Annotated in this window: 15 protein-coding genes; all 15 read right to left on the bottom strand. The window is 54.0% G+C overall.

Translation table 11 applies throughout. From position 1 onward, the window contains the following. Positions 1-919 precede the first annotated feature (919 nt). Complete coding sequence (locus EE896_RS00210) at positions 920-2161, bottom strand: MFS transporter (protein WP_140916041.1); 1242 nt, start codon at positions 2159-2161, stop codon at positions 920-922. Positions 2162-2265: 104 nt separating this feature from the next. Next, on the bottom strand, positions 2266-3000 hold the full coding sequence (gene phoU / locus EE896_RS00215; RefSeq protein WP_003849553.1) for a phosphate signaling complex protein PhoU: 735 nt from the start codon (positions 2998-3000) through the stop codon (positions 2266-2268). Between the two features lie 17 nt (positions 3001-3017). Further along, positions 3018-3791: a phosphate ABC transporter ATP-binding protein PstB gene (pstB, locus tag EE896_RS00220; protein ID WP_003849550.1), complete on the bottom strand. Its 774-nt coding sequence runs from the start codon at positions 3789-3791 to the stop codon at positions 3018-3020. A 44-nt stretch (positions 3792-3835) separates the two neighbouring features. Further along, entirely contained in the window at positions 3836-4726 is an 891-nt protein-coding gene (gene pstA, locus EE896_RS00225) for a phosphate ABC transporter permease PstA (RefSeq protein WP_003849548.1), read from the bottom strand. Continuing rightward, on the bottom strand, positions 4723-5685 hold the full coding sequence (pstC, locus tag EE896_RS00230; protein ID WP_003849546.1) for a phosphate ABC transporter permease PstC: 963 nt from the start codon (positions 5683-5685) through the stop codon (positions 4723-4725). The genes pstA and pstC overlap by 4 nt, the downstream gene beginning before the upstream one ends. Before the next feature lie 86 nt (positions 5686-5771). Beyond that, a complete protein-coding gene (gene pstS / locus EE896_RS00235) occupies positions 5772-6815 on the bottom strand; it encodes a phosphate ABC transporter substrate-binding protein PstS (protein WP_003849544.1) in 1044 nt (347 codons plus the stop codon). Between the two features lie 165 nt (positions 6816-6980). Further along, positions 6981-8810 (bottom strand): glutamine--fructose-6-phosphate transaminase (isomerizing), encoded by a 1830-nt coding sequence (gene glmS / locus EE896_RS00240; protein ID WP_003849542.1) that lies wholly within the window; start codon positions 8808-8810, stop codon positions 6981-6983. A gap of 154 nt (positions 8811-8964) precedes the next feature. Further along, the gene (gene glmU, locus EE896_RS00245) at positions 8965-10335 is read right to left on the bottom strand and encodes a bifunctional UDP-N-acetylglucosamine diphosphorylase/glucosamine-1-phosphate N-acetyltransferase GlmU (RefSeq protein ID WP_003849541.1); all 1371 of its coding nucleotides are present in this window, start codon (positions 10333-10335) and stop codon (positions 8965-8967) included. Between the two features lie 160 nt (positions 10336-10495). Next, positions 10496-10915, bottom strand: coding sequence for a F0F1 ATP synthase subunit epsilon (locus tag EE896_RS00250; protein ID WP_008926374.1), 420 nt, complete (start codon positions 10913-10915; stop codon positions 10496-10498). 24 nt (positions 10916-10939) lie between these two features. After that, a complete protein-coding gene (atpD, locus tag EE896_RS00255; RefSeq protein ID WP_008926373.1) occupies positions 10940-12337 on the bottom strand; it encodes a F0F1 ATP synthase subunit beta in 1398 nt (465 codons plus the stop codon). Positions 12338-12367: 30 nt separating this feature from the next. Then, positions 12368-13234 carry a F0F1 ATP synthase subunit gamma gene (atpG, locus tag EE896_RS00260; protein WP_003849534.1) on the bottom strand — a complete coding sequence of 289 codons (867 nt, stop codon included), beginning with the start codon at positions 13232-13234 and terminating at the stop codon, positions 12368-12370. A gap of 52 nt (positions 13235-13286) precedes the next feature. Next, positions 13287-14828: a F0F1 ATP synthase subunit alpha gene (gene atpA, locus EE896_RS00265; RefSeq protein ID WP_003849532.1), complete on the bottom strand. Its 1542-nt coding sequence runs from the start codon at positions 14826-14828 to the stop codon at positions 13287-13289. 14 nt (positions 14829-14842) lie between these two features. Next, positions 14843-15376 (bottom strand): F0F1 ATP synthase subunit delta, encoded by a 534-nt coding sequence (gene atpH, locus EE896_RS00270; RefSeq protein ID WP_003849530.1) that lies wholly within the window; start codon positions 15374-15376, stop codon positions 14843-14845. A gap of 14 nt (positions 15377-15390) precedes the next feature. Continuing rightward, positions 15391-15861, bottom strand: a complete 471-nt coding sequence (gene atpF / locus EE896_RS00275) for a F0F1 ATP synthase subunit B (protein WP_003849528.1) — start codon at positions 15859-15861, stop codon at positions 15391-15393. A 107-nt stretch (positions 15862-15968) separates the two neighbouring features. After that, a complete protein-coding gene (atpE, locus tag EE896_RS00280) occupies positions 15969-16208 on the bottom strand; it encodes a F0F1 ATP synthase subunit C (RefSeq protein ID WP_003849523.1) in 240 nt (79 codons plus the stop codon). Positions 16209-16296 lie beyond the last annotated feature (88 nt).

The raw sequence follows: 16296 nt of genomic DNA on the forward strand, positions 1-16296 counted from the left end.
AGATCACAATTATTGAATCAAACCTCAGTGCGTATAAAATAAGAACTCTTTTAACTCAGGTTCTTATGGCTTTTTTTCTATGCCCTTATTCTTACTCATCGTAATGTTTTATGAAACGGACTAGTGTTTACGAAACAATAAATCAGTAACTTAGCAGAACTATCCTTCTTAGATTCTAAAGCAAAAAAAGATTTATCTGTACAAGGTATTTATTTAGCCCAAATAAAAATGTTTTTTAACTTTAAAATTAAATGCTAAATTTATTTAACGCAAACGAGCTAATGTGAAAACCGCAATCATATTAATTTCACATGGATTCAGACGCTGCTTTTACAGGTTATGGCTAACCTTAAAAAGCGCATTTTTAAATTTTCGTTTGTTACACACAGCAAAAGGATATGGCATGTATAAGGCCATGAAATTCTACGTCAGCGATCATTCAACCGGAGGATTGCTGCTGCATCGGATGGATTGTCCGCAGCTGCCTTCAGAGACAAGGCGGGCGTTTATAGGAAGTTGCTATACTATCAATCAGGCACTTAGCGTAGCCAGGATAAGCTATACGGGTGTGATGGCATGTCCATTCTGTGCCAGTAAGTCTGATATAAAATCCGTTAAGTCAGAAGCAAATTTGGTGTTAAAAAAAGCGACAAGACCCAGAAAGAAATTAATCTGATCAAAAATTGATCTCATCGGAATCTGACAATTTTATTGCCAGTGAGATTAATTGAGTGTGTAAGCTCTCTGAATAAATCCCTCTGTATCCGCTTGATATATGTTATCAACCGCACTCTATCCTGAAATAGAGTGCGGATTTTTTTCTCATCTTGCTGATCATCTACTGAGATGACGATTGTGAATCCTGTTGCTGAACCCGAATAGCTGAGATGACAGTCACAGCTCCTGCTTCAGGTGAGCATCAGCCAATGGCCCCCAGCGTATCTTCCTGACTCTGTTTCTTCGGCAGCAGGAACAGCGTTGCCACAATATCCAGCAGATAAATCAGCGCCAGCAGGGTAATCGCCGCTGTGAACGAGAACTGGCTCGCCAGCAGGCCAATCACGACCGGACCAAAACCGCCTACGCCACGCCCAAGGTTGAACAGGACGTTCTGCGCGGTGGCACGTACCTGTGGCGGGAAGGTATCTGAAATCAGCGCCCCATAGCCGCCAATCATGCCGTTAACAAACATTCCCATGATGGCGCCGGTAAAGAGCATGATGTTCGGGTCACGCAGCTGCGCATAGACCACCACCATCACGACAGCGCCAAACTGATAGAGCAGGAAAATTTTCCAGCGTGTAAAGCGATCGGCCAGCACGCCAAACAGCCAGATGCCAAAGGTCATGCCGACGACGGTCACGGCGGTCCAGAGGCCCGATTTTGTCAGGCTGAAACCAAAGCTGGAGGAGAGGTAGCTCGGCATCCAGATCATCAGCCCGTAGTAGCCAAAATTCTGGACGGAGCAGAGGATAAAAATGCCCAGGCTGGCTTTAGCGGTAGCGCGATCGCGGACCAGCAGCTTCAGGCGTGCCGGAAACGAGAGTGACGGCACATGTTTAACCTGTCGCTGATACGCCTCAGGTTCTCCCATCCCGCGACGAATGGCGAACGAGACCAGCGCAGGCAACAAACCAACCAGGAACATGCCACGCCAGCCGATAATATTCAGTAGCGGTGGCGTGATAAAGGCCGCCATCAGCACGCCCAGCTGCCAGCCGATACCGACCCAGGCTGAGGCACGATTACGCTTCTCCGCAGGCCAGGCTTCGGCAATCAGCGCCATACCGATCCCAAACTCGCCGCCCAGCCCCACACCTGCCAGCGTTCGCCAGGCGAGCAGATCCCAGTAGCCCTGCGCCACCGCGCACAGGCCGGTAAAGATAGAGAAGACCAGAATCGTGACGGTCAGCATGCGGATGCGACCATAACGGTCGCTGAGATGACCAAAGACGATGCCACCGATGACCGCGCCGATCAGCGTCCAGGTCACCAGCGATCCTGCCTGTGATGGATTGAGCGCCAGCGAAACACTGATAGCCGGCAGCATAAACCCGAGTATCAGCAGGTCAAATCCATCCATGGCATAACCGCTGACCGCAGCCAGCATCGCTTTGCCCGGCGTTACGCCCGGTTTTGATTGGGGAGAAGGAGACATCATTGCGCACCTCAGAGAGTAAAGTGCCGCAATTATAAAGAGAGTTCAGGAGGTGACCAATCAGAAAGGCTTATCCCTGCGCCTGTCTGGCACAGGGATAAGGTGTATCAGGAAGGTTTGTTGCTGCCATCGTCACCCGACAGTAATTCATCGAGCCGATCCCCGCCCACATGACGAAAATCCTGACCTTTGACGAAATAGAAGATGATTTCGCAGATGTTCTGGCAACGATCACCGATGCGCTCAATGGCGCGGGCGCAGAACAGTGCCGTCAGCACGCTGGGAATCGTGCGCGGATCTTCCATCATGTAGGTCATCAGCTGACGAACAATGCCTTCATACTCTTTATCCACCTTCTTATCTTCGCGGTAGATGGTAATCGCTTCATTGAGATCCATACGTGCAAAGGCGTCGAGCACATCATGCAGCATCTGCACGGTGTGACGTCCCAGCGACTCAAGGCTCACCAGCAGCGGAAGATGCTGTTGACCAAACTTCTCCAGCGCCGTGCGGCTGATCTTCTCCGCCACATCGCCAATGCGCTCCAGCTCGGAGATCGTTTTGATGATCGCCATCACCAGACGCAAATCGATCGCGGTTGGCTGACGTTTGGCGATGATGCGCACGCAGGCTTCATCAATCTCCACTTCCATCATGTTGACCTTCTGGTCGCCGTCGATCACCCGCTGCGCCAGTTCGCCATCCAGATTATGCATCGCGGTAATAGCATCAGTCAGCTGCTGCTCGACCATGCCGCCCATGATCATCACCTGGGTACGGATATGCTCCAGTTCGGCATTGAACTGACCGGAGATGTGCTTATTCAGATTCAGATTATCCATGTCGTTCTCCTGTCAGATCAGCCGTAGCGGCCAGTAATGTAGTCTTCGGTTTGCTTCTGCGCGGGCTTGGTGAACAGCGTGTCGGTGTCGCTGAACTCAATCAGTTCGCCCAGGTACATGAAAGCGGTATGGTCAGAGCAGCGTGCTGCCTGCTGCATGTTGTGCGTCACGATCACCACAGTGTAATCCTGCTTCAGCTCGGTGATCAGCTCCTCGATACGGCCGGTGGAGATGGGGTCCAGCGCGGAGCAGGGTTCATCCAGTAGCAGGACTTCCGGACGAATCGCGATGCCGCGGGCAATACACAGACGCTGCTGCTGGCCGCCGGAAAGACTGTAACCGCTCTGATGCAGCTTGTCTTTGGTTTCATTCCACAGCGCCGCTTTGGTCAGCGCCCACTGTACGCGCTCATCCATATCGGCACGTGACAGCTTTTCAAACAGACGCACGCCGAAAGCGATGTTGTCATAGATCGACATCGGGAACGGTGTCGGCTTCTGAAACACCATGCCGACGCGGGCGCGCAGCAGCGCGATATCCTGCTGTGTCGCCAGAATATTTTCGCCATCCAGCAGAATGTCCCCTTCGGCCCGCTGCTCCGGATAGAGTGAGTACATCTTATTGAAGGTACGCAGCAGGGTAGACTTACCACAGCCCGAGGGCCCGATAAACGCGGTCACCTCATTCTTAGCGATATCCAGATTGATGTTCTTCAGCGCATGAAACTTGCCGTAATAGAAGTTCAGATTACGGACCTGAATTTTATCGGCTGATGCTGTCGCGATACTCATAATTCATCTCTCTTATACGGCGCCGCTCAGGGCCGCGCCGGAAGTTAACCGTGTTTACCTTTGGCGAAAATGACCCGCGCGACAATGTTCAGCAACAGCACGCAAAGGGTAATGATCAGCACACCCGCCCAGGCCAGGCTCTGCCATTCGGCAAACGGGCTCATGGCGAATTTAAAGATGGTGACCGGCAGGTTCGCCAGCGGCTGCATCATGTCGGTGCTCCAGAACTGGTTCGACAGTGCCGTAAACAGCAGCGGGGCTGTTTCACCTGCGATGCGGGCAATCGCCAGCAGCACGCCAGTAATGATGCCGGAGACCGAGGCTTTCAGGGTGATGGCCGAGATCATCTTCCACTTGGGCGTGCCGAGCGCATAAGCGGCTTCACGCATGCTGTCTGGCACCAGACGCAGCATGTTTTCAGTGGTACGAATCACAATGGGCACCTGCAGCAGAGCCAGTGCAATCACCCCGGCCCAGCCGGAGAAGTGCTGCATCTTCGCCACCACCAGGGTGTAGACGAACAGGCCGACCACAATGGAGGGTGCTGAAAGCAGAATGTCGTTAATAAAGCGAATCACTTCTGACAGCGCCGATTTGCGACCATATTCAGCCAGGTAAATACCCGCCATGATGCCCAGCGGCGTACCAAAAAATGTAGACCAGAAAATCAGCAATCCACTGCCCGCCAGGGCGTTCGCCAGACCGCCGCCCGCGGTATTCGGCGGTGGCGTTGATTCAGTGAAAAGGGACCAGGAAAGCCCATCTACGCCGCGCGTTACGGTGGTAAACAGGATCCACACCAGCCAGAACAGACCAAATGCCATGGTCAGCAGCGACAGCGTCAGCGCAATTTTATTTTTAGTACTGCGCCAGGACTGCATTTTACGGCGCGATGCGTCCAGTTCGGCACGCGCCTGAATTTCAATCGTGGTCATGAGCGCGCTCCTTCACTTTTCTGCAGTCGCATAATCATCAGCTTTGAAATCGCCAGCACGATAAAGGTAATCACAAACAGGATCAGTCCCAGCTCCATCAGCGCGGCAACATGCACGCCCGACTCCGCTTCTGCAAACTCGTTAGCCAGTGCTGAGGTAATGCTGTTACCCGGCATAAACAGCGACGGGCTGTCGAGCTGGTAGGTGTTGCCGATAATAAAGGTGACCGCCATGGTCTCGCCCAGCGCACGACCCAGTCCCAGCATCACACCACCAATCACGCCATTTTTGGTAAAGGGCAGTACGACGCGCCAGATCACTTCCCAGGTGGTGCAGCCGATACCGTAAGCAGACTCTTTCATCATCACCGGGGTCTGTTCAAACACGTCGCGCATCACCGAAGCGATGTAAGGGATGATCATGATTGCCAGAATCACCCCTGCCGCAAGAATACCGATACCAAAAGCGGGGCCGGAGAAGAGTTCGCCGACAATCGGAATGCCCGACATCACGTCATTAACCGGCGTCTGAAAATATTCGGCGAACAGCGGCGCGAAAACAAACAGGCCCCACATGCCGTAAACGATACTCGGGATAGCCGCCAGCAGCTCAATAGCCGTGCCCAGCGGGCGACGCAGCCAGGCGGGTGAGAGTTCAGTCAGGAACAGCGCGATACCGAAACTCACCGGCACGGCAATAATCAGGGCAATGATGGAGGTTACAAGGGTGCCGTAGATCGGTACCAGTGCACCAAATTGTTCGTTGGGCGCATCCCAGGTTTTGGTCCACAAAAAGGCGAAACCAAACTTCTGGATGCTGGGCCACGAGGAGATGATCAGGGAAACAATAATGCCGCCCATCAGTAACAGTACAATCAGCGCAGCCAGTCTGACCAGCGCGCCAAAAATCTTATCACCTTGTTTACCCGGGGCTTTGAATGCCGGCTTCGTTGCAGCCATAGAAGTCTCAGTCTTCAGAAGTTATCAGGGCGGCATGAGCCGCCCGTTGGGTCTGACCGGACCGCTGCCCGGTCAGGGTCGGTCAATTACTGATAAAGCGCTTTACCAGAACTGTCTTTGATGTTGGCTTTCCAGGCGGCGCGAATCTGCTCGGTCACGCTCTCTGGCAGCGCAGCATAATCCAGCGCAGTGGCGGTTTTGCTGCCTTTCTTGTAAGCCCAGTCGAAGAACTTCAGTACTTCAGCGCCTTTGGCCGCATTCGCCTGGTCTTTGTAGATCAGAATGAAGGTGGTTGAGGAGATTGGCCAGGCATCAGCGCCCTTCTGGAAGGTCAGATCCTGTGCGAACGATTTGCTCCAGTCTGCGCCTTTCGCGGCATTGCTGAAGCTGGTTTCGCTTGGTGCCACCGCTTTACCATCAGCATCCATCAGTTTGGTGTAGGTCAGGTTGTTCTGTTTAGCGTAGGCATATTCAACATAACCGATTGAACCCGGCAGACGCTGAACAAACGCGGCGACGCCGTCGTTGCCTTTACCGCCCAGACCCACTGGCCAGTTAACGGTGTTGCCTTTACCAATTTTGCTGTTCCAGTCCTGGTTCACTTTCGCCAGATAGCTGGTGAAGACGAATGAGGTGCCTGAACCATCAGCGCGACGCACCACGTTGATGTTGGTTTCCGGCAGTTTCACGCCCGGGTTAAGTTTGGCGATCGCCGGGTCGTTCCACTTTTTGATGGTGCCGAGATAAATATCGCCAACGGTCTTGCCATCCAGCGTCAGCTGGCCTGACTTGATACCGGGCAGGTTAACTGCCAGTACCACACCACCGATCACGGTAGGGAACTGGAACAGGCCATTTTTCTGCAGATCTTCATCTTTCATTGGCGCATCGGACGCACCGAAATCAACGGTTTTGGCGATGATCTGTTTAACGCCGCCAGATGAACCGATGCCCTGGTAGTTAATTTTGCTACCGGTGGCTTGCTGATATTCTGCTGCCCACTTGGCATAAACCGGCGCCGGGAACGTCCCGCCTGCGCCAGTGAGATCGGTGGCCGCAAAAGCAGATACCGCGCTTACGGCGAAGGTGGTGGCGAGGATTCGGGCTACGGTGCTACGCATCAGTGTCATGTTCCCTCCAGGGGAGAAAAGTCAGGCTTGGGGCCGTTTTAGTAAGAGTCTGTGATTGCTGCAGGAGGGAAAATAGGACAGTTTGATGACAGTGAAATGTACGAAATATGACAGTTATATGACAGAGAGCCGGAATGAAGTGGGCCCGCGACGGGGCCCACCAGGTTATTCCACGGTAACCGATTTTGCCAGGTTACGAGGCTGATCGACGTCGGTCCCTTTGATCAGGGCAACGTGATAGGAGAGTAACTGCAACGGCACGGTGTAGAAGATGGGGGCAATCACCTCTTCAACGTGCGGTAACGGAATAATCTTCATGCCTTCACTGTCGCTGAAGCCCGCATCCTGATCCGCAAACACATAGAGCAGGCCGCCGCGAGCGCGTACCTCTTCGATGTTGGATTTGAGCTTCTCCAGCAGTTCATTGTTAGGTGCCACCACGATCACCGGCATGTCCGCATCAATCAGCGCCAGCGGGCCATGTTTCAGCTCGCCTGCCGCGTAGGCTTCCGCATGAATGTAGGAGATCTCCTTGAGCTTCAGCGCCCCTTCCATGGCAATCGGGTATTGATCGCCACGCCCCAGGAACAGCGCGTGATGCTTGTCAGAGAAGCCTTCTGCCAGATTCTCAATCAGCTTATCCTGCGCCAGCATCTGCTCAATCCGGTTCGGCAATGCCTGCAGTGCATGAACGATCTCATGCTCAGTCTCGGCAGACATGCCTTTCAGACGGCCCAGTTTCGCCACCAGCATCAGCAGCACCGCTAACTGGGTAGTGAATGCTTTGGTGGAGGCGACGCCAATTTCGGTGCCCGCTTTGGTCATCAGCGCCAGGTCAGATTCCCGCACCAGTGACGAACCGGCTACGTTACAGACCGCCAGTGACCCCAGGTAGCCCAGCTCTTTAGAGAGACGCAGTGCTGCCAGGGTATCTGCCGTTTCACCCGACTGCGACAGGGTGATCAGCAGGCTGTTTTTGCGCACCGCTGACTTGCGATAGCGGAACTCAGAAGCGATCTCCACATCACAGGGCAGGTTAGCCAGCGACTCAAACCAGTAGCGTGACACCATGCCAGAGTTGTAGGAGGTGCCGCAGGCGATAATCTGGATATGCTCTACCTGGCTCAGCAGCGCTTCTGCGCCCGCGCCCAGTTCGCTGAGATCAACCTGACCCTGGCTGAACCGACCGCTCAGGGTGCTTTTCAGCGCCATCGGCTGTTCGTAGATCTCTTTCTGCATGTAGTGACGGTAAATACCTTTGTCACCGGCATCATATTGCAGATTAGATTCGATCTCGGCACGCGTCACGGTGTTGCCTTCGCGGTCAATAATCGTGACATCACGACGACTGATCTCGGCGATATCACCCTCTTCCAGATAGATAAAGCGGCGGGTCACTGGCAGCAGGGCCAGCTGATCTGAAGCGATAAAGTTTTCACCCATCCCACGGCCAATCACCAGCGGGCTGCCGGAGCGGGCCGCCACCAGCAGTGAGGGATCGCGGCTGTCCATGATCACCATGCCATAGGCACCGCGCAGCTGTGGAATCACACGCAGCACCACTTCGCGCAGTGAACCGCCCTGCTTCTGCTCCCAGTGAACCAGATGCGCCACCACTTCGGTGTCGGTTTCAGAGGCAAAGACGTAGCCGCGCGCGATCAGCTCAGCGCGCAGCGGCTCATGGTTTTCAATGATGCCGTTGTGCACAATGATAATGTGCTCTGAGATGTGCGGATGCGCATTCGCTTCCGACGGCTCGCCATGGGTTGCCCAGCGCGTGTGCGCGATGCCGGTGCCACCAATCAGCGGTTGCTGTTCAGCGGCTTCTGCCAGCTTCTGCACTTTCCCTAAACGTCTCAGGCGCGTGACGTGCCCCTGACGATCGACCACGGCCAGACCGGCCGAATCATATCCGCGATATTCAAGACGACGCAGACCTTCCAGCAGAATTTCTGCGATATCGCGTTGTGCTACTGCACCAACAATTCCACACATAATGATGTTTTCCTGACTACATGGCTTTTCGCCACTTCTGTTGTCATGCGACCTGATATCCGGCTTTGCCGGTTCCCCGAGCCTTGTAGAGAGTGGGGATTATAGTTTTGGCACTGCACTGCATCGGCCCGCATAAAGCGGGCCGTTAAAAAATTTATTTTTTCTTCACCGGACGCTGCCAGTCCGCTTTGTGATTCTGCTCTTTGCGGTTGTAAACCAGACCAGCCTGAGGCACATCCCTCATAACGGTAGTACCTGCCGCGATGGTGGTGCCTGGCGCGACATTGACTGGTGCCACCAGCTGCGTATCCGAGCCGACAAACACGTCATCGCCAATCACAGTTTTAAATTTATTCGCGCCATCGTAGTTACAGGTGATCGTGCCTGCACCGATATTCACGTTGTCGCCAATCTCTGCATCACCCAGGTAGGAGAGGTGACCCGCTTTCGAACCCTTACCCAGACGCGCTTTCTTCATTTCGACGAAGTTACCCACGTGGGCGGCCTGCGCCAGCTCGCTGCCAGGACGCAGACGGGCAAAAGGCCCAACGGTACAGGCGGTGGCGAGATTAGCATCCTCGATCACCGTATAGGGGCTGATTTCACAGTCATCGCCAATCACGCTGTTTTTGATAATGCAGCCCGCGCCAATTTTGACGCGCGAGCCCAGCGTGACCTGGCCTTCAATAATGACGTTGGTGTCGATTTCAACATCCCGTCCATGGGTCAGCGTTCCACGCAGATCAAAACGGGCCGGATCGCGCAGCATTACGCCGGCCAGCAGCAGTTTTTCCGCCTGTTCAGCCTGGTAAGTGCGTTCTAATGTCGCCAGCTGCAGCCGGTTATTGACACCATCCGTTTCACTGATGCGTGCCGGATGGACCGCGTTGATCACCCGGCCTTCCTGATGCGCCAGCGCGATAATATCGGTGATGTAATACTCACCCTGCGCATTGTTGTTGGTCAGCTGCGCCAGCCAGCGTTTTAAGTCGCCCCCATTGGCGATCAGAATGCCGGTGTTGATCTCTTTAATAGTGAGCTGCGCCGGGCTGGCATCTTTCTGTTCGATAATGCTAGTGATGGTGTCGTTTTCACGCACAATGCGGCCATAGCCGGTAGGGTCATCCAGTACCACGGTGAGTAAGCCGATGCCGCCCTGCGGTTTTGCTTCGCGAAGACGCTGCAATGTCGCCTGCGTGATCAGCGGCACGTCGCCATAGAGCATCATGATATCTTCATCATCTGCAAAAGCAGGGGCAGCCTGCTGCATGGCATGGCCGGTGCCGAGCTGCTCGGCCTGCAGCACCCAGTTAAGCGTGCTGTCAGTGAGGGTCGCTTTCAGGCGATCGCCGCCATGACCATAAACCAGATGCACATGCTGTGCGCCCAGCCCTTTGGCGGCATCAATGACGTGCTGAACCATCGGTTTGCCTGCCAGCGTATGCAGAACTTTAGGCAGATCGGAATACATACGGGTGCCCTTGCCAGCTGCAAGGATCACCACACTCATCGCACTGTTAGACATAACTATCCTGAGTGAATTTTTACGGGTGAAAGTAAAACGGTTTGAGGTTGAGATTACTACATTTTTCTCAGGCCGAAATTAGGCGGACAGGCAGATCGGGCGCCGCAGGCAAAAAAAATGCCAGCCCGAGGGCTGGCATTTCGTGACGCATAAAGCTGGATTACATCGCTTTTTTGGTCAGTTCGATCACGCGCAGTTTAGCAATGGCTTTCGCCAGCTCGGCAGAGGCCTGAGCATAGTCCACGTCACCATGGCTGCTGTTCATGTGCTCTTCTGCTTTGCGTTTTGCTTCCAGCGCGCGCGCTTCGTCCAGATCGGTACCGCGAATCGCGGTATCGGCCAGAACGGTGCTGCTGCCTGGTTGCACTTCCAGCACGCCGCCAGAGAGGTAGATATACTCCTCTTCGCCGTGCTGTTTCACGATACGGATCATTCCAGGCTTAATGGCAGTCAGCAGCGGCGCATGGCCAGGGAAAATCCCCAGTTCACCTTCGCTACCTGACACCTGAATCTTCTGTACCAGACCAGAGAACAACTGCTCCTCTGCGCTGACCACATCCAGGTGATAAGTCATAGCCATAATCTTCCTCCCGGGAAACCGTTATTACAGTTTCTTCGCTTTTTCCACGGCTTCTTCGATGGCGCCAACCATGTAGAAGGCCTGCTCTGGCAGGTGGTCAAACTCACCTTCCATGATGCCTTTAAAGCCACGGATAGTGTCTTTCAGCGTAACGTATTTACCCGGTGAACCGGTGAATACTTCCGCAACGAAGAACGGCTGAGACAGGAAGCGCTGAATCTTACGCGCACGTGCCACCAGCAGTTTGTCTTCTTCAGACAGCTCATCCATACCGAGGATGGCGATGATGTCTTTCAGTTCCTGATAACGCTGCAGCAGTGACTGAACGCCACGCGCAACATCATAGTGTTCCTGACCAACAACCAGCGGATCCAGCTGACGGCTGGTAGAGTCCAGTGGGTCAACGGCCGGGTAGATACCCAGAGATGCGATCTGACGGCTCAGCGTTACCGTTGAGTCTAAGTGCGCAAAGGTGGTTGCTGGTGACGGGTCAGTCAGGTCATCCGCAGGGACGTAAACGGCCTGTACGGAAGTGATTGAACCGGTCTTGGTGGAGGTAATACGCTCCTGCAACACACCCATCTCTTCTGCGAGCGTTGGCTGGTAACCTACCGCAGATGGCATACGACCCAGCAGTGCAGAGACTTCTGTACCGGCCAGGGTATAACGGTAGATGTTATCGATGAACAGCAGAACGTCGCGGCCTTCATCACGGAATTTTTCCGCCATGGTCAGACCGGTCAGGGCTACGCGCAGACGGTTACCCGGCGGCTCGTTCATCTGGCCATAGACCAGAGCAACTTTGTCGATAACGTTTGAGTCAGTCATTTCGTGGTAGAAGTCGTTACCCTCACGAGTACGCTCACCCACACCAGCAAACACTGAGTAACCTGAGTGTTCAGCTGCGATGTTACGGATCAGTTCCATCATGTTGACGGTTTTACCTACACCCGCACCACCGAACAGACCCACTTTACCGCCTTTGGCAAACGGACACATCAGGTCGATAACCTTGATGCCGGTTTCCAGCAGTTCCTGCGAGTTAGACTGATCTTCATAAGAAGGCGCTGCGCGGTGAATAGAGGCGATCTCTACTGCGCTGCCATCTTCTTCTTTCAGCTCGCCTTTCATATCGATTGGCTCGCCGAGAACGTTCATGATACGGCCCAGAGTCGCTTTACCGACCGGTACCTGAATCGGTTTCTGCAGGTCGTTGACGTTCAGACCACGCTTCAGGCCGTCAGACGTACCCATTGCGATGGTACGTACTACGCCGCCGCCCAGCTGCTGCTGTACTTCCAGCACCAGACGCGCATCACCATTCATAACCTCGAGGGCGCTGTACACTTGCGGTACCGCGTCCTGAGGGAATTCGACGTCAACAACGGCGCCGATAATCTGGACAATCTTTCCAGTTGCCATCTTGAATCCTCTACCTAATTCCAAACCTGGTTAAACCGCGGAGGCCCCCGAGACGATCTCGGTAAGTTCCTGGGTGATGCTGGCCTGACGAGCTTTGTTGTAAACCAACTGCAGCTCTTTGATCAGATTTCCGCCGTTATCGGTTGCGGCTTTCATCGCTACCATACGTGCGGCCTGCTCACTGGCCAGATTTTCCACCACACCCTGATAAACCTGCGATTCGACATAACGACGCAGCAGGGTATCCAGCAGCGCTTTCGGATCGGGTTCGTACAGGTAATCCCAGGTCTTCGCCTTCATCTCTTCTTCACCTTCCGCTGGCGCTAACGGCAGCAGTTGGGTGATGGTCGGAGTCTGAGACATGGTGTTATTGAACTTGTTACTGACGATCATCAGTTTGTCGATGCGGCCTTCATCATACGCCTGCAACATCACTTTTACCGGGCCAATCAGATCAGACAGGGCAGGTTTATCGCCCATGCCGCTGACTTGCGCCACGATGTTGCCACCTACTGCACTGAAGAATGACGCCCCTTTTGAACCGATAATCGACAGATCGCTCTGCACGCCTTTATCGGACCAGGACTTCATATCCGCCAGTAATTTTTTGAACAGGTTAATGTTCAAACCACCACAAAGCCCGCGGTCTGTAGAAACGACCAGGTAGCCGACGCGCTTCACGTCGCGCTGTTCCAGGTAAGGGTGCTTGTATTCCAGATTACCCAACGCAAGGTGACCAATCACTTTGCGCATGGTGTCTGCATACGGACGGCTGGCCGCCATGCGTTCCTGCGTTTTACGCATCTTGGAGGCGGCGACCATTTCCATCGCTTTGGTGATCTTCTGCGTGTTTTTCACGCTTCCAATCTTGCTTCGTATCTCTTTTGCGCCGGCCATTAGCTTCTCCTCAAAGCCTTGCGGCCTGCCTTTTCAGACAAGCCGCCAGACATTACCAGGACTGGGTTGCTTTAAACGTATCGATCAGGCCTTTCAGCTTCGCTTCGATATCGTTGTTAAAGTTACCCGACTGGTTGATTTCAGCCATCAGCTCAGCGTGGTCGCGATCGGCGAAGGCTAGCAGCGCAGCTTCGAAGCTGCCAATTTTTGCCAGTTCAACGTCGTTCAGGTAGCCACGCTCTGCAGCGAACAGAACCAGACCCTGCTGCGCGACAGACATCGGCGCATACTGTTTCTGCTTCAGCAGCTCGGTCACTTTCTGACCATGGCTCAGCTGTTTGCGGGTTGCATCGTCCAGATCAGAGGCGAACTGCGAGAACGCCGCCAGTTCACGATACTGTGCCAGCGCGGTACGGATACCACCGGACAGTTTCTTGATGATCTTGGTCTGTGCAGCACCACCTACGCGGGATACCGAAATACCTGGGTTAACAGCCGGACGAATACCGGAGTTGAACAGGTTCGATTCCAGGAAGATCTGACCATCAGTAATCGAGATTACGTTGGTCGGAACGAACGCAGAAACGTCGCCCGCCTGGGTTTCGATGATCGGCAGCGCGGTCAGTGAACCGGTTTTACCTGTCACTGCGCCATTGGTGAAACGCTCAACATAATCAGCGCTTACGCGTGATGCACGTTCCAGCAGACGAGAGTGGAGATAGAACACGTCGCCAGGGAATGCTTCACGGCCTGGTGGACGGCGCAGCAGCAGAGAGATTTGACGGTAAGCGATAGCCTGCTTGGAGAGGTCATCGTATACGATCAGCGCATCTTCACCACGGTCACGGAAGTATTCGCCCATCGCACAACCTGCGTACGGAGAGAGATACTGCAGTGCAGCAGATTCAGAAGCAGACGCCACAACAACGATGGTGTTCTGCAGTGCGCCATGCTCTTCCAGCTTACGAACCACGTTAGAGATGGTTGAGGCTTTCTGACCAATCGCAACGTAGACACACTTGATGCCTGAGTCACGCTGGTTGATGATCGCATCGATCGCCATCGCGGTTTTACCGGTCTGACGGTCACCGATGATCAGCTCACGCTGGCCACGGCCGATTGGAATCATCGCATCGACCGACTTATAACCGGTCTGAACCGGCTGGTCGACTGACTGACGATCGATAACGCCAGGTGCAATCACTTCGACCGGTGAGAAACCGTCGTTGTCGATTGCGCCTTTACCGTCGATAGGTGCACCCAGGGTGTTCACGACGCGGCCCAGCAGGCCACGGCCTACCGGTACTTCAAGAATACGGCCAGTACACTTAACCTTCATGCCTTCGGCGAGGTCAGCGTACGGACCCATCACCACTGCACCAACCGAGTCACGCTCGAGGTTCAGGGCGATAGCGTAACGGTTACCCGGCAGGGCAATCATCTCACCCTGCATGACATCGGCCAGGCCGTGTACGCGGATGATACCGTCACTTACAGAAACAATCGTACCTTCGTTGTGAGCTTCACTCACGACATTGAACTGAGCAATGCGCTGCTTGATCAGTTCGCTGATTTCGGTGGAATTCAGTTGCATATGCTCCAGTCCCCTTAAGACTGCAAGACGTCAGCCAGACGGTCAAGACGGCCGCGTACGCTGCCGTCAATAACCAGATCACCCGAACGGATGATCACGCCTGCCATCACAGACTTATCAATTTTGCAATTCAGCTTAACTTTGCGTGACAGACGTTTTTCCATCGCGGCGCTGATTTTATTCAGCTGGTCGTCACTCAGCGTACTGGCGGAAATAACATCGACTTCAGCGGTGGCTTCATGAGCGTCACGCAGTTCGATATACTGAGCCAGTACAGCCGGAAGCGCTGTCAAACGTCCGTTTTCCGCCATCACCTTAATCAGGTTCTGTGCGGGTTCATCCAGTTGATCACCACAGACTGCGTTAAACGACGCTGCCAGCGCTTCAGGGGCTAATGCACCTGAGAGAAGATCAGCCATCTGTTCATTGCGAGCCACTTCTGCGGCAAACGCCAGCATCTGTTGCCAGCGTTCTATACTTTGATGCTCAACAGCAAAGTCAAAAGCTGCTTTGGCGTAGGGGCGAGCTACAGTAATCAGATCAGACATCAGCCCCTCCCTCCTTACAGTTCAGCGACCAGTTTATCAACGATGTCGCTGTTAGCAGCTTCATCCACGGAGCGTTCGATGATCTTCTCGGCGCCAGCCATAGCCAGCAACGCAACCTGCTTACGCAGTTCTTCACGTGCACGTTTACGCTCGGCGTCAATTTCAGCCTGCGCTTGTGTCACGATGCGATTACGTTCGTTTTCAGCTTCGGTTTTGGCTTCATCCAGAATCTGCGCGCGACGCTTGTTCGCTTGCTCGATAATGACCTGAGCGTCTTCTTTGGCTTTTTTCAGCTGGTCGGTCGCATTAGCCTGCGCGAGATCCAAATCTTTCTTGGCACGTTCAGCAGAAGCAAGGCCTTCAGCAATTTCTTTCTGGCGCTTTTCGATAGCAGCCATCAGCGGCGGCCATACGTACTTCATGCAGAACGCGACAAACAGGATGAACGCGATAGCCTGGCCGAGGATTGTTGCATTAATGTTCACAGCACAATGCCTCTAGATTGAGTATTTAACTTTTCTGCCGTTATCAACGTGATAAGCGGCAGAATCCGTTCACCCTTGCACATTGTGCGCTGAGTGAACACAGGGCTTTAGGCGACAGCAAACATCACGTACAGACCCAGACCAACAGCGATCATCGGGATTGCATCCACCAGACCCATTACAACAAAGAACTGCGTACGCAGCAGAGGAATCAGGTCAGGCTGACGAGCAGCGCCTTCCAGGAATTTTCCTCCGAGGATGCCGATACCGATCGCAGCACCGATTGCCGCCAGGCCCATCATCACAGCGGCAGCCATGTACAGCAGATCCATATTCAGGTTTTCCATGACAGTCTCCAGTTTGTTTCAGTTAAATGCTCCCTTAATCTTCCGGGCCTTAGCGTGGTGCGCTGCCACCCGGAATCAAGCGGGAAAG

It is taken from the genome of Pantoea eucalypti, from assembly GCF_009646115.1.
GTDB lineage: Bacteria > Pseudomonadota > Gammaproteobacteria > Enterobacterales > Enterobacteriaceae > Pantoea > Pantoea eucalypti.

Bases quoted from the DNA above. Each gene is read 5' to 3' on its own strand.
- pstB (WP_003849550.1), bottom strand. From the start codon at position 3,791: ATGAGTATCGCGACAGCATCAGCCGATAAAATTCAGGTCCGTAATCTG.
- atpG (WP_003849534.1), bottom strand. From the start codon at position 13,234: ATGGCCGGCGCAAAAGAGATACGAAGCAAGATTGGAAGCGTGAAAAAC.
- glmS (WP_003849542.1), bottom strand. From the start codon at position 8,810: ATGTGTGGAATTGTTGGTGCAGTAGCACAACGCGATATCGCAGAAATT.
- EE896_RS00250 (WP_008926374.1), bottom strand. From the start codon at position 10,915: ATGGCTATGACTTATCACCTGGATGTGGTCAGCGCAGAGGAGCAGTTG.
- phoU (WP_003849553.1), bottom strand. From the start codon at position 3,000: ATGGATAATCTGAATCTGAATAAGCACATCTCCGGTCAGTTCAATGCC.
- atpE (WP_003849523.1), bottom strand. From the start codon at position 16,208: ATGGAAAACCTGAATATGGATCTGCTGTACATGGCTGCCGCTGTGATG.
- atpD (WP_008926373.1), bottom strand. From the start codon at position 12,337: ATGGCAACTGGAAAGATTGTCCAGATTATCGGCGCCGTTGTTGACGTC.
- pstA (WP_003849548.1), bottom strand. From the start codon at position 4,726: ATGACCACGATTGAAATTCAGGCGCGTGCCGAACTGGACGCATCGCGC.
- pstS (WP_003849544.1), bottom strand. From the start codon at position 6,815: ATGACACTGATGCGTAGCACCGTAGCCCGAATCCTCGCCACCACCTTC.
- EE896_RS00210 (WP_140916041.1), bottom strand. From the start codon at position 2,161: ATGATGTCTCCTTCTCCCCAATCAAAACCGGGCGTAACGCCGGGCAAA.
- atpA (WP_003849532.1), bottom strand. From the start codon at position 14,828: ATGCAACTGAATTCCACCGAAATCAGCGAACTGATCAAGCAGCGCATT.
- pstC (WP_003849546.1), bottom strand. From the start codon at position 5,685: ATGGCTGCAACGAAGCCGGCATTCAAAGCCCCGGGTAAACAAGGTGAT.
- glmU (WP_003849541.1), bottom strand. From the start codon at position 10,335: ATGTCTAACAGTGCGATGAGTGTGGTGATCCTTGCAGCTGGCAAGGGC.
- atpH (WP_003849530.1), bottom strand. From the start codon at position 15,376: ATGTCTGATCTGATTACTGTAGCTCGCCCCTACGCCAAAGCAGCTTTT.